This is a genomic window from Azospirillum argentinense (assembly GCF_000632475.1).
In the GTDB taxonomy this organism is placed as follows: domain Bacteria; phylum Pseudomonadota; class Alphaproteobacteria; order Azospirillales; family Azospirillaceae; genus Azospirillum; species Azospirillum baldaniorum.
The window spans coordinates 1,148,293-1,165,503 of the sequence record NZ_CP007793.1 but is presented as its reverse complement, the minus strand read 5'-3'; the positions used below and the strand labels follow the sequence as shown (position 1 = coordinate 1,165,503).

14 protein-coding genes and 2 tRNA genes are annotated in these 17,211 nt (G+C 67.0%); 7 read left to right on the top strand and 9 right to left on the bottom strand.

The window, feature by feature from the left end; translation table 11 throughout:
- Nucleotides 1–14 precede the first annotated feature (14 nt).
- Both ABAZ39_RS05475 and ABAZ39_RS05470 read right to left on the bottom strand, forming a co-directional pair.
- Nucleotides 15–89, bottom strand: a tRNA-Val gene (locus tag ABAZ39_RS05475).
- Nucleotides 90–221: 132 nt separating this feature from the next.
- Nucleotides 222–296, bottom strand: a tRNA-Val gene (locus ABAZ39_RS05470).
- A 165-nt stretch (nucleotides 297–461) separates the two neighbouring features.
- On the opposite strand from ABAZ39_RS05470, the gene ABAZ39_RS05465 reads away from it, so the two are divergent.
- On the top strand, nucleotides 462–1,367 hold the full coding sequence (locus tag ABAZ39_RS05465; RefSeq protein WP_160174801.1) for a DUF3108 domain-containing protein: 906 nt from the start codon (nucleotides 462–464) through the stop codon (nucleotides 1,365–1,367).
- 4 nt (nucleotides 1,368–1,371) lie between these two features.
- Here the strand turns inward: ABAZ39_RS05465 and ABAZ39_RS05460 are convergent, their stop codons facing one another.
- Together ABAZ39_RS05460 and ABAZ39_RS05455 are read right to left on the bottom strand one after the other, a co-directional pair.
- Nucleotides 1,372–1,650, bottom strand: coding sequence for a hypothetical protein (locus ABAZ39_RS05460; protein ID WP_038527542.1), 279 nt, complete (start codon nucleotides 1,648–1,650; stop codon nucleotides 1,372–1,374).
- Between the two features lie 144 nt (nucleotides 1,651–1,794).
- Nucleotides 1,795–2,475, bottom strand: a complete 681-nt coding sequence (locus ABAZ39_RS05455; protein WP_038530783.1) for an HAD-IA family hydrolase — start codon at nucleotides 2,473–2,475, stop codon at nucleotides 1,795–1,797.
- Between the two features lie 306 nt (nucleotides 2,476–2,781).
- Here ABAZ39_RS05455 and glmU point away from each other — a divergent pair, with 306 nt between their 5' ends.
- A complete protein-coding gene (glmU, locus tag ABAZ39_RS05450) occupies nucleotides 2,782–4,137 on the top strand; it encodes a bifunctional UDP-N-acetylglucosamine diphosphorylase/glucosamine-1-phosphate N-acetyltransferase GlmU (RefSeq protein WP_038527540.1) in 1,356 nt (451 codons plus the stop codon).
- A gap of 57 nt (nucleotides 4,138–4,194) precedes the next feature.
- Complete coding sequence (gene glmS, locus ABAZ39_RS05445) at nucleotides 4,195–6,021, top strand: glutamine--fructose-6-phosphate transaminase (isomerizing) (protein WP_038527538.1); 1,827 nt, start codon at nucleotides 4,195–4,197, stop codon at nucleotides 6,019–6,021.
- Nucleotides 6,022–6,098: 77 nt separating this feature from the next.
- Here the strand turns inward: glmS and ABAZ39_RS05440 are convergent, their stop codons facing one another.
- Nucleotides 6,099–7,346 carry an amidohydrolase family protein gene (locus ABAZ39_RS05440; RefSeq protein WP_038527535.1) on the bottom strand — a complete coding sequence of 416 codons (1,248 nt, stop codon included), beginning with the start codon at nucleotides 7,344–7,346 and terminating at the stop codon, nucleotides 6,099–6,101.
- A gap of 79 nt (nucleotides 7,347–7,425) precedes the next feature.
- On the opposite strand from ABAZ39_RS05440, the gene ABAZ39_RS05435 reads away from it, so the two are divergent.
- Complete coding sequence (locus tag ABAZ39_RS05435; protein ID WP_038527532.1) at nucleotides 7,426–7,824, top strand: nuclear transport factor 2-like protein; 399 nt, start codon at nucleotides 7,426–7,428, stop codon at nucleotides 7,822–7,824.
- Nucleotides 7,825–7,856: 32 nt separating this feature from the next.
- On the opposite strand, the gene ABAZ39_RS05430 is transcribed toward ABAZ39_RS05435, so the two are convergent.
- Complete coding sequence (locus ABAZ39_RS05430; RefSeq protein ID WP_038527529.1) at nucleotides 7,857–8,561, bottom strand: GntR family transcriptional regulator; 705 nt, start codon at nucleotides 8,559–8,561, stop codon at nucleotides 7,857–7,859.
- 233 nt (nucleotides 8,562–8,794) lie between these two features.
- Here ABAZ39_RS05430 and ABAZ39_RS05425 point away from each other — a divergent pair, with 233 nt between their 5' ends.
- From ABAZ39_RS05425 to ABAZ39_RS05415, 3 genes are all read left to right on the top strand, one after another.
- On the top strand, nucleotides 8,795–9,637 hold the full coding sequence (locus tag ABAZ39_RS05425; protein ID WP_038527526.1) for an ABC transporter ATP-binding protein: 843 nt from the start codon (nucleotides 8,795–8,797) through the stop codon (nucleotides 9,635–9,637).
- A gap of 3 nt (nucleotides 9,638–9,640) precedes the next feature.
- On the top strand, nucleotides 9,641–10,414 hold the full coding sequence (locus ABAZ39_RS05420) for an ABC transporter permease (RefSeq protein ID WP_038527523.1): 774 nt from the start codon (nucleotides 9,641–9,643) through the stop codon (nucleotides 10,412–10,414).
- 98 nt (nucleotides 10,415–10,512) lie between these two features.
- A complete protein-coding gene (locus ABAZ39_RS05415; RefSeq protein ID WP_247881631.1) occupies nucleotides 10,513–11,478 on the top strand; it encodes an ABC transporter substrate-binding protein in 966 nt (321 codons plus the stop codon).
- Nucleotides 11,479–11,748: 270 nt separating this feature from the next.
- Here ABAZ39_RS05415 and ABAZ39_RS05410 read toward each other — a convergent pair whose 3' ends face one another.
- The 3 genes from ABAZ39_RS05410 to ABAZ39_RS05400 all read right to left on the bottom strand — a co-directional run bounded on the left by ABAZ39_RS05410 (nucleotide 11,749) and on the right by ABAZ39_RS05400 (nucleotide 17,177).
- On the bottom strand, nucleotides 11,749–12,873 hold the full coding sequence (locus ABAZ39_RS05410; protein ID WP_200885628.1) for an AI-2E family transporter: 1,125 nt from the start codon (nucleotides 12,871–12,873) through the stop codon (nucleotides 11,749–11,751).
- A gap of 66 nt (nucleotides 12,874–12,939) precedes the next feature.
- On the bottom strand, nucleotides 12,940–16,065 hold the full coding sequence (locus ABAZ39_RS05405) for an efflux RND transporter permease subunit (RefSeq protein ID WP_038527517.1): 3,126 nt from the start codon (nucleotides 16,063–16,065) through the stop codon (nucleotides 12,940–12,942).
- Nucleotides 16,062–17,177 (bottom strand): efflux RND transporter periplasmic adaptor subunit, encoded by a 1,116-nt coding sequence (locus ABAZ39_RS05400; protein WP_038527514.1) that lies wholly within the window; start codon nucleotides 17,175–17,177, stop codon nucleotides 16,062–16,064. The genes ABAZ39_RS05405 and ABAZ39_RS05400 overlap by 4 nt, the downstream gene beginning before the upstream one ends.
- Nucleotides 17,178–17,211 lie beyond the last annotated feature (34 nt).

Sequence of the window (17,211 nt, the reverse complement as noted above, 5' to 3'; positions counted from 1 at the left end):
GGCGGTGTTTGGGATGGTGGGCGCAGTAGGGATTGAACCTACGACCCCACCCGTGTGAAGGGTGTGCTCTCCCGCTGAGCTATGCGCCCATCCCAAAGAAACAACCGCTGACGCACCACAGAGACGACAACGCGGAGCCCGACGGACCCCGATCTTGATCGGCCCATATGGTGGAAGGGATGGTACCATCCGCAAAGCCCTCGAACCACCGGACTTTGGGATGGTGGGCGCAGTAGGGATTGAACCTACGACCCCACCCGTGTGAAGGGTGTGCTCTCCCGCTGAGCTATGCGCCCATCCCAGTAAAACCGCGTCGGCATCAGGCTCGTTTCGCTGTCGCGTCGTTGCCGCCGCTGCGGTGAGGCGGGTTTCTAAAGGCCCCGCCCCCTCCTGTCAAGCACCTGTTTCACACCAATATCAAAGAAGCCCTTCCGCCCGGAGCCCCCGATGAGCCAATGGACATGACGCACCGGACCGCGCTTCCCACCCAGTTTCCCGCCAAGCGCCCCCCGGCCGCCCTCGTCGCCGCCCTCATCGCAGGAATGTGCGCGGCGTTCGCCGGGCTGTTCCCCCTGCCCGCCCTGGCGCAGCGCTGGCAGTTGGACTACCGCGTCCATGTCGGCGGTGTGGCCGTGCTCGACGCGCGGGCAGAACTGATCCTGACCGAGGGCCGCTACAGCGTCCAGGTCAACGCCGCGACGGACGGCTTTCTGGGGCGCCTGTTTCCCTGGGAAACGCAATCCTTGAGCGTCGGCACGGTCGGGCCGGATGGCGTCGCCCCGATCCGCCACACCCAGTCCGGCGTTCTGCGCGGTTCCCCGCGGACCGTCACCTTGGACTATGGGCCGGGCGGCCGCGTCCGCACGCAGGTCTCCCCGCCCCCGGAGGAGGAGGACCGCGATCCCGTCCCCGAGGACCTCACCCGTCAGACCCGCGATCCGTTGAGCGGAGTCGTGGAACTGCTGCTGGCCGGACTTCACGGCGAGGGATGCCAGCGCACGGTGCCGATTTATGACGGGCGCCGCCGGTACGACATGATCTTCACGGACCGGGGAATGACCACGGTCGGGGCATCGCGCCATTCGGTGTTCTCGGGCGCAGCCCGGCAATGCCGGGTGTCCCACAAGCCGATCGCCGGCTACGAGCGCACGCCGCGCCAACCCTTCTGGCAGCGTGGCGGAGGCCGGGAGGAGCGCCCGCCCGTCGATCTGTGGATCGCTCCGGTGGAGGGGGCCGGCCCGCCCCTGCCCGTCCGGCTGGAGACCGACAGCGGATTCGGCGGGGTCGTCGTCCACCTCATCGCCGCCCGCAAGACCGATCAGACGGCGGAGCGTCCCGCCGAACCGGCGCCGTCACCGCTTCGTTGACGGGTCAGGCGCGCCCGACGCTGCCGCTGCAGGCGGTGGGATGATAGAGCAGTTCGGCCATCGGCCGCTCGGCCAGCGCCTGTTCGCACAGGCGGTTGAACTCGGCCATCTTGCGCTGGAGGTCGCTGTGGTAGGCCATCATCCGGTCGAAGTCGGCGGTGGCCGAGTCGATCTGGCTGTTGGCCGGGGTAAAATTGGCGGTGTGGCCTTCGATGGACAGAACGTCGGCGGAGAGGGTGTTGCCGGTCTGGGTCTTACCGGGGAAGGCAAGGATCTGGGCCATCGGGTGTCTCCTTCGCTCACCACCATTCGATGCACCCATCCAACTACATTTACCTTTCGTTAGCCACTGTTAATCTCTCGTTAACCATGACAAGAAGGAGACCTACGGCGAAGCCCTCGCTGGACCCGGCCGCGCGGCCGGCACTCAGGCGCCCAGCCGCCGCAGGGCGTCCGGCAGATCGGCGATGCGGTCGAGCAGGATGTCGGCGCCCAGCTCCTGCACCGGCATGCGGGGATAACCGTAGGTCATCGCCACCACCGGCACCCCGGCGGCACGGGCGGCCTTAACGTCGTTGCGGTTGTCCCCCACCATCGCGGCGCTGCCGCCGCCCAGCGCCTCGACCACCCAGGACAGATGGCGCCCGTCCGGCTTCTTCACCGGCAGCGTGTCGCCGCCGGCCAAAGCGCCGAACAGCGGCGACAGGCTCAGCGAGTCCAGCAGCTTGCGGGTGATCCGCTCCGGCTTGTTGGTGCACAGCCCCAGCCTGACGCCGCTGTCCGCCAGCACCCCCAGGGTTTCCGGGACGCCGGGATAGAGCACAGGAGGCTCGTCGTCCTGGAAATAGGCGTCGAGATAGTCGGCCAGGGCCGTCTTCAGAGCATCCTCGGTTAGGGCGTCGCCGGTCGCCGCGAAGGCCTGCCGGACGAGGGCGGCCGATCCGTCACCCACCATACCGCGCACCTGCTCCTCGCTGATGGCCGGCCGCGCGAAGCGGGACAAGGTGCGGTTGAGCACGCGGGTCATGTCCCGCGCGCTGTCGATCAGCGTGCCGTCCAGGTCGAAGACAACCGCGGAGAAGGGAATGGCGGCGGGCGCGGCAGACATCGGCAGAAGTCCCATGGCAATTCGAAGACAGGCGGATACCTCTTTCGATAGCACGGCCTTCCCCCGGCGGCGAGCCCCTGTTCCCGCAATCCACCGCCGGCATAGGCCCTTCGGTGTCGGCGGCGCGGGGTGCGTACACCCTCGGGCCGCAATTTGTGTATGTCAGATTGACACAAAAGTTGACTTGGGGTCCCGGCACCGGATGTGGCACTGAATGGCTGAAGACAGACGTTTTGTCCGGATTTTGATGCGCATGCTTTTCCGCCCGTCCGCCATAACCCGTTTCCAATACTGCAGGGATATCCGATGACTCAGCACCGCCCGCTCGCCTGCGTCATTCTCGCCGCCGGCAAAGGCACCCGCATGAAGTCGGACCTGCCGAAGGTCCTGCACCGCGTCGCCGGCCAGCCGATGGTCGGCCATGTCCTGTCCGCGGTGAGGGCGCTCGACCCCGACCATGTGGTCGTGGTGGTCGGCCCCGGAATGGACAATGTGGCCGACGCCGTCGCCCCCTACCCCACCGCCGTCCAGCACGAGCAGCGCGGCACCGCCGACGCCGTGCGTGCCGCCTTCGGCCTGCTGGAGGGCTTCGACGGGGACGTGGTGGTGCTCTATGGCGACACGCCGCTGGTCACGCCGGACACGCTGCGCGCCATGGTCGCCGCTCGGCGCCAGCCGAACGACCCGGCGGTCGTCGTCCTGGGCATGCGGCCCGACGATCCCGGCGCCTATGGCCGCCTGATCCTGAACGCCCGCGGCGGGCTGGAGAAGATCGTCGAGTATCTGGACGCCTCGGAAGAGGAACGCCAGGTCACCCTGTGCAACGCCGGGCTGATGGCCTTCGACGGCGCACGGATGTTCGACCTCATCAACCGCATCGGCAACAGCAACGCCAAGAGCGAATACTACCTCACCGACGTGGTGCAGATCGCCCGCAGCAACGGCATGGCCTGCGCGGTGGTCGAGGCCGCCCCGGCGGAGGTCGTTGGCGTGAATTCCCGCGCCGAGCTGTCGGAGGTGGAGAAGCTGATCCAGCGCCGCCTGCGCAAGGCCGCCATGGACAACGGCGCCACCCTGACCGACCCGGACAGCGTCACCTTCTGCGTGGACACCCGCCTCGGCCGCGACGTGATCGTCGGCCCGCACGTGGTGTTCGGTCCCGGCGTGGTCGTCGCCGACCGGGTGGAGATCAAGGCCTTCAGCCATCTGGAGCAGGTGCGGGTGGACAGCGGCGCCCAGGTCGGCCCCTACGCCCGCCTGCGCCCGGGGGCGGAGATCGGCCCGGACGCCCACATCGGCAACTTCGTCGAGATCAAGAACGCGAAGATCGAGGCCGGGGCCAAGGTCAACCACCTGACCTACATCGGCGACGCGCGGGTGGGGGCGAAGGCCAACATCGGCGCCGGGACCATCACCTGCAATTACGACGGCTACGCCAAGAGCCACACCGACATCGGGGCCGAGGCCTTCATCGGCTCCAACACCGCGCTGGTGGCTCCGGTCAGGGTGGGCGACGGCGCGATCGTCGGAGCGGGCAGCGTGGTCACCACCGACGTGGAGGGCGACGCTCTGGTCGTTGCGCGCGGGCGCCAGCAGGCTTACACCGGCTGGGCCAAGCGTTTCCGCGAACGGAAGCAAAACGAGAAAGCGAAAAAGGCGTAAGATTGCCCCGGTTGACCGTTCACCCGGCCCCGGCCATCATTCAGGAGTTGCAGGTTCATGTGTGGCATCATCGGCATCATCGGCACGCATGACGCGGCCCCCCGTCTCGTCGAGGGTCTCCGCCGCCTCGAATACCGTGGTTACGACAGCGCCGGCGTCGCCACGCTGGTCAAGGGCGGCATCGAGCGCCGCCGCGCCGAGGGCAAGCTGATCAACCTCGACGCCAAGCTGCGCGAGGCGCCGCTGCCGGGCGTGATCGGCATCGGCCATACCCGCTGGGCCACCCACGGCGGCCCGACCGAGAACAACGCCCACCCGCACGCCACCCACCGTGTGGCCGTGGTGCACAACGGCATCATCGAGAATTACCAGGAGCTGAAGACCGAGCTGATCGAGCACGGCTACGTCTTCGAGAGCGCCACCGACACCGAGGTGATCGCCCATCTCGTCACCTATTACATGGAGAAGGAAGGGCTGGGTCCGGTCGAGGCCGCCGCCGCCTCCTTCAAGCGCTTCACCGGCGCCTTCTCGCTGGTGCTGCTGTTCTCCGGCCAGGAGGACATGCTGATCGGCGCCCGCCACGGCACGCCGCTGGCCGTCGGCTACGGCGAGGGGGAGATGTATTTCGCCTCCGACGCCTTCGCGCTGGCGCCGCTGACCAACCGCATCTGCTATCTGGAGGACGGCGACTGGGTGGAGCTGACCCGCGCCGCCGCCGTGATCCACGACGCCACCGACGCGGTGGTGGAGCGTCCGGTGAAGACCACCGCCCTGTCCGGCGCGCTGATCGGCAAGGACGGCTACCGGCACTACATGCTCAAGGAAATCTATGAGCAGCCGCAGGTCATCGGCGACACGCTGAACGCCTACATCAACCCGGAGACCGGCCGCGTCACCCTGCCGGAGACCAGCTTCGACATCGCCAAGGCGACGAAGCTGACCATCGTCGCCTGCGGCACCGCCTATTACGCCGGCGTCGTGGCGAAATACTGGTTCGAGACGCTGGCCCGGCTGCCGGTCGAGGTCGACATCGCCTCGGAGTTCCGCTACCGCGAGGCGCCGATGCCCGAGGGTGGCGTGGCCCTGTTCATCAGCCAGTCGGGCGAGACGCTGGATACGCTGGAGGCGCTGCGCTACTGCAAGCGCCAGGGTCAGAAGATCCTGTCCATCGTCAACGTGCCGGAAAGCACCATCGCGCGCGAGTCCGACGCGGTGCTCTACACCATGGCCGGCCCGGAGATCGGCGTCGCCTCGACCAAGGCCTTCACGACCCAGCTCACCACGCTGGCCTGTCTGGCGGTCACGGTCGGTCACGACCGCGGCGTCATCCCGGCGGAGCGGATGCAGCAGATCGCCCAGGCCCTGCGCGAGGTGCCGGCCCGCGCCGCCGACGTGCTGGCCCACGACGAGCGCCTGCACGAGCTGGCGCAGGAGGTCGCGGAAGCCCGCGACGTGCTCTATCTGGGCCGTGGCGCCATGTACCCGCTGGCTCTGGAAGGCGCGCTGAAGCTCAAGGAAATCAGCTACATCCACGCCGAAGGTTACGCGGCGGGTGAACTGAAGCACGGCCCCATCGCGCTGATCGACGAGAGCGTGCCGGTCATCGTCCTGGTGCCGTCGGACAACCTGTTCGAGAAGACCGTGTCCAACGTCCAGGAGGTCTGCGCGCGGTCGGGCAAGGTGCTGCTGATCGCCGACAAGAAGGGCATCGACAAGCTGTCCGACAAGGTTCGCTGGTCGCTGGAGCTGCCGGCCTGCGATCCGCTGGTCGCCCCGCTGCTCTACGCCATCCCGGTCCAGCTGCTGGCCTACCACGTCGCCGTGCTGAAGGGCACCGACGTCGACCAGCCGCGCAACCTCGCCAAGTCGGTCACCGTCGAGTAAGGCGGTTCACCAAACAAAAAGCCCCCGTCCTAGCGACGGGGGCTTTTTACCGCCTGCGGGCAGCAGGGACGCCCGCGCTACCTCAGCAGCGTTGCTGCCGGTCGGACAAAGCTTTTGCGGCCGCGCTTGAACCCCATGAGAGGTGCGGCTATTCCGCCGAAGGCCTCGGCCTCGTCGTCGGCGTCGAGCACGATCAAGTCCGCCTGTCCGCCAACCGCGATGCCATAGTCCGCGATCCGCATCAGCCGGGCGGCCCCGTTGGAGACCATATCAAGGCAATCGCCGAAGCTCTCAGGCCCCAGATGCATGAGGTTCGCGTAGAGATTGCCCATCCGCATCAGCGAGCCGTCGCCAAAGGGCGTGAAGGGGTTCAGGACGTTGTTGGTCGCGACCGAGACGGCAACGCCGCCTTCCGCCAGCCGGTGAACCGGCGCCACCCCGCGCGGGGCGCGATGGTTGGCGTCACGCCCGTTGAGATAGAGATCCGTTGCCGGCAACGCCGTCACCCCCACCCCGGCATCGGCCAGGAGCGCGATCATCCGCTCCAGCGCCGCATCATCGATGGCGGCGAGCTTGGTGGCATGGCCGACGGCGACCCGCCCCTGCCAGCCCGCCGCCTTCGTCCTCCGGCAAATCTCTTCCAAGTGGGACCAGCTGGGATCGAGATCGAAATCCAGATGGAAATCGAGATCGACGTCGTGCGCCACCGCCAGGGCGAAAATCCGCTCCATGTGCAGGGAAGGATCGGCATCGGTGTAAGGACAACCGCCCAGGAGATCGGCCCCCTCCGCCAAGGCCTGGGTCAACAACCGCTCGACCGCCGGGTCATGGGTCATCCCCTCCTGCGGGAAGACGCAGATCGACAGGTCGATGGCGAAGGCATAGTCCCGCTTGAGCCGCTTCATGGCCTCGAAGCTGCGCAGGCCGACCAGTGGATCGAGTTCCACATGGGTCCGCATGTGCATGGTGCCCTGCGTGATCGCGCGCTCCAGGGTGCGTGCACCGCGTTCGTAGACATCCTCGATCGTGAAATCTCTTTTCAGGCGGGACACCGCGGCGATTGCCCCCTTGAGTCCACCACCGGCATCGCGGCACCGGCAGAGCAGACAGGATTTGTCGAGATGGATGTGCGTATCGACCAGCCCCGGCAAGACCAAGCGCCCACCGGCGTCCTCCTTGACAACGGCCTCAACGATGGCGGCATCCGTCAAGGCCGGGCCGATGGCGGCGATCCGTCCCTGCCTGACCGCGATATCCTGCAGGGTTTGCCCTCCCCTCAGGCGGGCGTTGCGCAGGAGAAGGTCGAAAATCTGGTTCTGCGGCATTTCAGATCCGGCGTGACATTTGCATGCATAAACAGTATGCACTTTCAATGCCAGACTGACCACACTTGCGGAGTTCCCAATGAGCGAGATGACCGAACGCGATCTGCAGGCCGTGAAGGACTACCTGGATGCGTCGATGGCCCCCGATCCCGTGCGCGCGGCGAAGCATGTGGCTCCGGGTTTCGTCTGCCGCTTCACCGGGCACCGCATTTTCGACACGCCGAGCGGCCCGACCGGCTTCAACGCCGCCCGCTACAAGTGGGTGAAGAAGAGAATCGAGCGCTATGACGTGGTGCCGGGCGAGACGGAAACCATCGTCTACAGCCTCGGCTTCCTGTACGGCGCCTGGCCGGACGGCACGCCCTTCGACAACAACCGCTACGTCGACCGCTTCGTGGTGCGGGACGGGCTGATCGTCGAAACCGATGTCTGGAACGACAGCGCCGAATGGATTCTCGACCCCTCCTGCGCCCGCTGACCTGAATGCCCTGACCTGAATGCTTGGCGCCCTTATTCGGTGTAGGGCGCCAGGATGTCCATGAGGTCGCGGCTCTTGGCGCCCGAGCTTTGCAGAAGCGCGCGGGCGGCCACAGCCTCCAGATGCTCGTCCATGAGGGCGCAGGCCTTGTCGGCGGGGCCGGTCCGGATCGCCTCGATCAGTTCCAGATGCTCATTCACCGCGCATTCGGACGAATGGGGCCGGCTGAAGACCGCCAGCGACAGTCCCGCGCGGTAGCAGATCTCCGTCACATAGCGGACCAGAACGGGCTTGCCGGTCATTTCCGCCAGCCGGACATGGAACTCCGTCGCAAGGCGGATCGAAATCCCCTCGGCGCCATGCCGGGCCTGATGTTCGGCTTCGACGATGGCCTTCAGCTGCTTCACCTGGGCCTCGGTCAACTTGCCGGCCAGATGCCGGACGACCTGACGCTCAAGATCGACCCGGATGTCAAAGATGTCCCGTGCATCCTCGAAGGACGGCACGGCGACCACGGCGATGCGGTTCCGGCGCAGATCGACAAGGCCTTCCGCCGCCAACTGCCCGAGCGCGCTGCGTGCGATGGTCCGGCTGACGCCGAAGCGCTCGCCCAGCGAATCCTCCGGCAGTCGGTCGCCCGGCGAAAGCGCCCGTTCGATGATGGCACGCCGCAAGGCCGTGCAGATCACCGCGACACGGTCGCCTCCGGTTTTCCTCGAACGCTTTTCCTCGACCATCGCCGCCCTCTCCTATCCCGCTCTGCATAAGGGAGGTCAGTCGGGAATTCAACTCGCCAAGTGCCGCATTTGAATGCAACAGCCTCATCACCCTGCACAAATCAAATGCATGCAATGATTGTACACACTTTTTCTTGCCAAAAGTCGGCCACCCCCGACGTGGCGCGCAGCCCGCCCCAGAAGCTGGCGCACCTGTTGCATACAGTTTACCAGTCCGTCACGAGGTGCGCCGCATGTCCCCATCCCAAGCCATCCAGCAAGGCCGTTCCGCCATCGCCGTCGAGCTTTCCCAGGCCGCCGTTTCGTTCGGCGCGCCGGGCAAATCGTTCGCAGCCCTGCAGGAGACGAACCTTCGGATTGCCGATGGCGAGTTTGTCGCTCTGGTCGGCCCGTCGGGCTGCGGAAAGTCGACGATCCTGCGGCTGACCGCCGGCCTGCTGCAACCGACCCAGGGGGCCGTCCTCGTCGGCGGGCGCGAGGTGGCGGCCAAGGCCCTGCGCATCGGCATGGCCTTCCAGAATCCGACCATGCTGCCCTGGCTCACCATCGAGCGGAACGTCATGCTGCCGCTGAAGATTGTGCGGCCCTTCCGCTCCGACTATCGCGCCAAGCGCAAGACGGAATACCGCGACCGCGTGCACGCCCTGCTGGCCGATGTCGGGCTTGATAAGTTCGCCGGCCATTATCCCTGGCAGCTGTCGGGCGGGATGCTGCAGCGCGCCAACCTCTGCCGCGCCCTCATCCATGAACCGAGCCTGCTGCTGCTCGACGAGCCGTTCGGCGCGCTCGACCAATTCACGCGCGAGGAGCTGTGGGGGACGATGCAATCCCTGTGGCTGAAGCGCAAACCCACCGTCCTGCTCATCACCCACGACCTGAAGGAGGCGGGGTTCCTCGCCTCGCGCGTCTGCGTGATGAGCGCCCGCCCCGGTCGCATCATCAACGACAGCGCCGTCGACTTCCCCCGTCCGCGCACGATCCAGATGACCTTCGATGCGGATTTCGTCGCCCTCAATCAGCGCCTGCGCGACCTCATCATCGACGCGCGCACCGACACCGCCATCCGCGGAGCCTGAGCCATGAGCTACGAACTGCGCCGCCGCCTCTGGGCCGCCATCCTCATCCTCGGCTTCTTCGCGGCCTGGGAATTCCTCTGCCTCGCCCTTCAGGTCTCCGATCTGGTCCTCCCCCGCCCGACCCAGGTCTTCGCGACGCTGATCTCCCGCCTCGGCATCCTCTGGCCCCATGTGCTGCAGACCCTCTGGACCACGATGATCGGCTTCATCCTGGGCGTCACCGTGGGGGTGGTGATCGGGGCGGCCGTCGGCGTCTCCCGCACCGCCTACGACACGGTCTATCCCCTGCTGATCGGCTTCTCCTCGATCCCCAAGGTCGCGGTGGTGCCGATCTTCGTGCTGTGGTTCGGATCGGGCGCGACGCCGGCCATCCTCACCGCCCTGGCGATGTGCTTCTTCCCGATCGTCGTCAACATCGCGACCGGCCTCGCCACCACCGAGCCGGAGCTGGAGGACGTCCTCAAGTCGCTCGGCGCCAGCAAGCTCGACATCCTGTGGAACGTCGGGCTGCCCCGCACCATGCCCTTCTTCTTCGCCTCGCTGAAGATCGCCGTCACCTTCGCCTTCGTCGGCAGCGTGCTGTCCGAAACCGTCGCCTCCAACAAGGGCATCGGCAACGTGATGATGACGGCCTCCTCGAACTTCGACGTGCCGCTGGTCTTCGCCGGCCTCTTCCTGCTCGCCGCCCTCGGCATCCTGCTCTACGTCGCCTTCTCGCTGGTCGAGGCGCGCGTCACCGGCTGGGCCACCCGTCGCCAGGGCTTTGCTTCCGCCTGACCCTTCATCCCGAATCGGAGCCTACCATGTTGAAAAAGCTTCTCTCGACGCTTGCGCTCGGTCTTTGTCTGAGTGGGCCGGGCCTGAGCGGGCCGGCGTTGGCCGAAACCAACATCAAGTTCACGCTCGGCTGGAAGACCCAGGGCTCCGACGCTCCCTTCCTGCTGGCGCAGCAGAAGGGTTACTTCAAGGCCGAAGGGCTGAACGTCACCATCGACCAGGGCGAAGGGTCGGCGGCCACCGTGACCCGCATCATGTCGGGCGCCTATGACGCCGGCTTCGGCGACTTCAACGCGATCATCCAGAACGCGGCGACCCGCCCCGGCGAGGTGCCGATCATGGTCTATCAGCTCTGGAACAAGCCGCCCTTCGCGATCGTCTCGAAGAAGGCGACCAACATCACCAAGCCCGCCGATCTCGTCGGCAAGAAGCTGGGCGGCGCCCAGGGCACCCCGACCACCCGCCTCGTCACTGTGCTCGGCACGCTCAACAAGGTCGATATGACCAAGGTCGCCATCGAGAACATGGGGCCGAACCTGCAGGAGCCGATGCTGATCAAGGGCGACATCGATGGCGCCCTGGTCTTCAACATCACCAGCTGGTTCAACCTGATCAACAACCGCCAGGACCCCGCCAAGGACTACAACTGGCTGCTGTTCGGCGAATTCGGCCTCGACCTCTATTCCAACGGCATGATGGTCTCCCAGAAGCTGATCAAGGAGAACCCGGACGCCGTCGCCGGCCTCGTCCGCGCGGTCAACAAGGCGGCGGTGGAGATCGGCATGGACGCCGAGGCCGGGGTCAAGGCGGTCCTTGCCTACGACAATCTGGCCAAGGAAGAGCTTGAACGCGCCCGCATGAAGTTCTCCTACGAGCAGCTCATCCTGTCGCCCGAAGTCGACCGGCTCGGCCTTGGCGATGTGGACGACGCCCGCCTGGCCCGCTCGATCGGCATCATGGTCGAAGGCTATCAGCTGACCGCCACGCCCAAGCCGGAACAGGTCTTCACCCGCCAGTTCCTGCCGCCGGCGGCTGACCGCAAGCTCGCCTACAAGGCCGACTGATCGCAGGACGAAGCCCGGCCGGAACAGCGGCCGGGTTTCACACATGAGAAAAGAGATGGCCTGTCCGTCGTCACGCCGCATTTCTGCGGGATCGGCGGCGATGCCATCTGGCTGGTGGCGGACCGGCAGGGGCGGCAACGCTGTTTCCTCGGCATCGGACAGGCGGCGGGCCGGCTTCCCGCCTATGAGGCTGCGATCCCCTTGCGCGGCCCCGCCTCGACCGTTAGCTCGGCCTGCGCACCGGTGATCGATGGCTTCGGCTGCGGACGCCTACTCCGCCACGGCATCGCCTGGCTCGTTTCCCCCGCTCCATTCCCGAATGAGGCCGTAGGCCACGGCGAGCAACGTCGGGCCGAGAAAGATGCCGATCAGGCCAAAGGCGACGAGACCGCCGACGATGCCAAGGAAAATGATGATGAAGGGCAGATCGCTGCTTCGACCGATCAGGATCGGGCGCAGGATGTTGTCGAGGCTGCCGACCAGCAAGCCGACCCAGGCCACCAGAAAGATTGCCATACCGGTGCGGCCCTGGCTGGCCAGCCAGATCGCGGCGGGCAACCAGATCACCGCCGGCCCCATCGGCACCAGCGTCAGGAAAAAGGTGATGAAGCCGAGAAGCAGGGCGCCGGGAAGCCCCGCGATCCAATAGCCCACCGTGGCGGCGATGGCTTGCACCAGCGCGGTGCCGAGCACGCCATGGACGACCCCGTTGATCGTATCCGCGGCAACGTCGAGGGATTGCCGCGCACGGGCACCGGCGATCCGCCCCACGATGCTGTGCAGCCGGCGCACGGCGGTGCGGCCGTCCCGATAGAGGAAGAAGGCGATCAGGACGCTCAGTGCGATCAGCGACGTTCCCGAGAGAAGATGCCCGCCGCTCGCCAGCACCCCGTCGCGGATCTGGCCGAGATAGGGCCGGAGCGTCGTGCGCAGGTTGGACTCGCCGCTCGCCAGCACGCTCCACATCTCCTGCAGCCGGTCCCCCAGGATCGGGAGGCCGACCAGCCAGTCCGGCAGGGGTGGAAGCCCCCGGTCCATGGCCGCGTGAAGCGTTTCGAAGACCCGGACGACATTTTCCGACAGCTTTATTCCAAGCGCGACCAGGGGGCCGACGAGGATCGCCATGATCGCCAGCGTCATGATCGCCGCCGCCAGCGTCGTGCGCCCACCGAGCGCGCGCTCGATGCGCCGGTGCAGCGGCCATGTGCTGAAAGACAGGATGATGGCCCAGAGAATCGCCGCGATGAACGGGCGCAACACGACGAAGCAGCCGATCAGCAGGACCAGCATCATGGACAGGACAAGCGCCTTGCGGACATAGCTCATCTCGTGCCGCTCCGGAACCTCCGAAGCGTCGGCTTGCGGCATGAACCGGTCGTGAATGAAGTCCGCCATGGCTTCTGTCCCCTTCAGCGCGCGCTGGTCCGAGCACCGCCGGTCTTGCGGAAAATCATCGGGTGGTCACACGCCGCTCGTCACTCCCTTGGTCGGCGCCGGGCCCGGCGGGTGCATGGCCTCGTCGTAGCGAGGCTTGGCGCGCTCCTCCGCCGCCGGTTCCCGGATCCGGAACCAGGCGACGTAGAGCGCCGGCAGGAAGAGCAGCGTCAGCAGGGTTGCCACGATCAGGCCGCCGATGATCGCGTAGGCCATGGGACCCCAGAAGACCTCGGGCGCAATGGGGATCATGCCCAGGCTGGCCGCCGCCGCCGTCAGCAGGATCGGCCGCACGCGGTGCATGGTGGCGTTGATGACGGCGTCCCAGGGATGTTCCCCCGCCTCCAGATGCTCGTCGATCTGGGCGATCATGATGACCGAGTTGCGGACGATCATGCCGATCAGCGCGACCACGCCCAGAATGGCGACGAAGCCCAGCGGCGTGCCGGTCGGCAGCAGCGCCGCGACGACGCCGATCAGGCCGAGCGGCGCCACGCTGATGACCAGGAACAGCTTCTGGAAGCTCTGAAGCTGAATCATCAGGATGGTCAGCATGACGAAGATCATGATCGGGAAGACGGCGGTGATCGAGGCCATGCCCTTGGCGCTGTTTTCCACCGTGCCGCCCGCCTCGACGGTGTAGCCGGGCGGCAGGCTGCGCCGCAGCTCGTCCACCGCCGGGGCCAGTTGCTGCACCACCGTCGCGGCCTGCAACGGGGGAACCAGATCGGCCTGGACGGTGATGGTCGGCAGGCGCGTCCGCCGCCAGACCACCGGCTGTTCCAGATCGTAGCGCATGGTCGCGACCTCGCCCAGCGGCACGGTGCGGCCATCCGGAATGGCGATCTGGAGGTTGCGCAACGTCTCGATGGAGCTGCGCTCCGCGTTGGTCGCCTGGGCAACCACGTCGATCAGGTAGATGTCGTCGCGCACCTGCGTGAAGGCGGCACCAGACACCGTGGCGTTCAGCGCCTGATTGAGCGACTTGGAACTGATCCCCAGCAGGCGGGCCTTGTCCTGGTCCACATCGACCCGCACCACCTTCGACGGCTCGTTCCAGTCGTAGTTGACCAGCAGCGTGTAGGGGTTGGTGCCGATGGTGTCGGCCATCCGGGCGGCGATGGCCCGCACCTCGCCCACGTCGGGTCCGGAGACGCGGTACTGGATCGGCCAGCCGACCGGCGGCCCCATCTCCAGCGGGCTGACCCGCGTGTTCAGATCGGAGAAGTTCTCGTTCAGCACCTTCTCCAGCCGGGCACGGACGGCCTCGCGGACCTTGTAGCCCTTGGTCACCACCACGGCCTGGGCGAAGTAGTCGTTGGCCAGTTGCACGTCGAGCGGCAGGTAGAAGCGCACCGCACCCTGGCCGACGTAGAAGCTCCACCGATCGACGTCCGGGTCGGCCGCCAGCACCTTCTCGAAGCGATCCACCACCTCCTCGGTCGACCGGATCGAGGCCGTCTGCGGCAGGGTCAGATTGACCAGCAGTTCCGGACGGTCAGAGGCGGGGAAGAACTGCTGCTGGACGAAGCGCAGGCCGAAGACCGATAGGCCGAACAGCAGCAGCGTCGCGACGATCACCACATAGCGCGCCCGCATGGCCAGGCGCAGGCTGCCCCGGAACATCCGCATCAGGCGCCCCGGCTCGCTGCCATGCTTCGCCTTCATGGTCTTGGGCAGCACGTTCACCCCGATGAGGGGCGCGAACAGGACCGCCACGATCCAGGAGAACAGCAGCGCCATCGCCACCACGGCGAACAGCGTGAAGCAGTATTCCGCCGCACCGCCCTGGGCGAAGCCGATGGGGATGAAGCCGGCCACGGTGATCAGCGTGCCGGTCAGCATGGGAAAGGCCGTGGAGGTGTAGGCGAAGGTCGCCGCCTTATCGAGGCTGAAGCCCTCCTCCAGTTTGGTGATCATCATCTCCACGGTGATCATCGCGTCGTCCACCAGCAGGCCGAGCGCGATGATCAGCGCGCCCAGCGAGATGCGCTGGAGCGTGATGCCGTAGAACTCCATGCCGATGAAGGTCATGCCCAGCACCAGCGGGATGGAGGTCGCCACCACCAGCCCGGCGCGCAGGCCCAGGCTGATGAAGCTGACCACCAGGACGATGACGACCGCCTCCTTCAGCGCCTTGGTGAAGCCGGCGACCGATTCCTCGACCACCACCGACTGGTTGGCGACGAGGTGGACGCCGATGCCCACCGGCAGGTTCGCCTCGACCTGCCGCATCCGCTCGCGGATGCCCTCGCCGAAGGTCAGCACGTTGCCGCCGGCCGCCATGGAGATGATCATCCCGATGGCCGGCTGCCCGTTGTAGCGGAACAGCGGCGACGGCGGGTCCGCGTAGCCGCGCCGGATGTCCGCCAGGTCGGCCAGCCGATAGAATTTGTCGTTGGCGCGCAGGCTGATGGCGCGCAGGCTGTCCTCCGACGTGAAGGCGCCGCTGACCCGGACCGAGATCTTCTCGTCGCCCGCCTGCACCACGCCGGCTGGAGCCACGGCGTTCTGCGCCTGAAGCTCGGCGATGACCTGCTCGCGGTCGATCCCCATCGCGGCCAGCTTGCGCGTCGAGAAGTCGAGATAGATCCGTTCGTTCTGGACGCCGACGAACTGGATCTTGCCGACGTCCGGCACACGCATCAGGTCGGCCCGCGCGGTTTCCGCATAGTCCTTCAACTCGCGGTAGCTGAAGCCGTCGGCGGTGAAGGCGAAGACCGTGCCGAAGGTGTCGCCGAACTCGTCGTTGAAGGCCGGCCCCTGCACGCCCTGCGGCAGGGTGGACTTCATGTCGGCGATCTTCTTGCGGACCTGATACCACAGGTCGGGCACCGCCTCGGCCGGTGTGTAGTCCTTCAGGTTGACGTAGACGACCGAGATGCCGGGCTTGGTGTAGCTCTTGACGTAGTCGAGATAGGGGATCTCCTCCAGCTTCTTCTCGATCGGGTCGGTCACCAGCTTCATGGTGTCCTCGATGGTGGCGCCGGGCCAGTTGGCCTGGACCACCATGGTCTTGATCGTGAAGGCCGGGTCCTCCTCGCGGCCGAGGCGCATGTAGGCCATGCCGCCCGCCAGCGTCAGAGAGATGATCAGGTACCAGACGAAGGAACGGTGGCGCAGAGCCCACTCGGAGAGATTGAAGCCGGTCATGGTGCCGCCGCCGTTTCGATTTTCTGGTTGAACCGGACCCGCTGGCCTTCGCTCAGGCTGTGCACGCCGGCGGTGACCACGACGTCGCCGCGGGTCAGGCCCTCGGTGACGATGACCGGGCCATCACCATCCCTGGGCCGGATCGCGACCGGCTGGCGCCGGACGGTCTGGGCCTTCGGGTCGACGAGCCAGACGAAGCTCCGCCCCGCCTCCTCGAACAGCGCCGTTCCCGGCAGCTCGACCACCGGGGCGGGCGGCTGCTTCAAACGGCCGATAACGGTCGCGCCGAGGCGCAGGGCGTCGGGCGGGTTGTCCAGAGCGATCCGGACGGTGTGGGTTCGGGTGACGGGATCGGCCTGGGGCGAGATTTCGCGGACGCGGCCCACCGCCACGATGTCCGGTGCGCCGGCCAGCGAGACGTCGATCACCGGGTCCTTCGGCGCCGCCCGGATGCCGGTTTCGGCGACGTTGAAGACGGCTTCGCGCTCCTCCGGCTGGGCGACGCGCACCACCATCTGTCCGGCTTCGACCACCTGTCCGGGCTCGGCCCCGATGGTGGTCACCACGCCATCCCGGTCCGCCCTCAGCTCCGTGTAGCCGACCCGGTCGCGGGCCGATTGCAGCGCTGCCTGCGTGGCGACGACCTTGGCGTCGGCGGTGCGCATCGCCAGCAGCGCCGCGTCGTACTGCGCCTGCGGGGCGTTGCCGTTGGCCAGCAGTTCCCGCTTGCGGGACTCCTCGTTGCGCGCCTGCACCTGATCGGCCTTGGCTGAGGCGAGGTTCGCCTCGGCGGTCCGCAGCGCGTTGCGCTGGTCCTGGTCGTCCAGTCGCGCCAGCACGTCGCCGGCCTTGACCAGACTGCCCACATCGACTTTGCGCTCGACCAGCTTTCCGGCGATGCGGAAGCCAAGGTCGGCGTCGGCCCGCGCCTCGATGGTTCCGGTGGCGGAACCGCCCATCCGGAAGGTCACCGGCTCCACGGTGACGGTCCGCACCGGGCGGATCACCGGCGCCGCGTCGGCGTGATGGCCGCCCTGCGGCTGACAGGCCGCCAAGGCGGGGGCCAGGGCCAGCAGCGCGACGAGAAGCAGCTTCGCGGGCGGCCGCCACATGGTTGGGGGCCGCAGGGTTGGGGGCCGCGTGGTT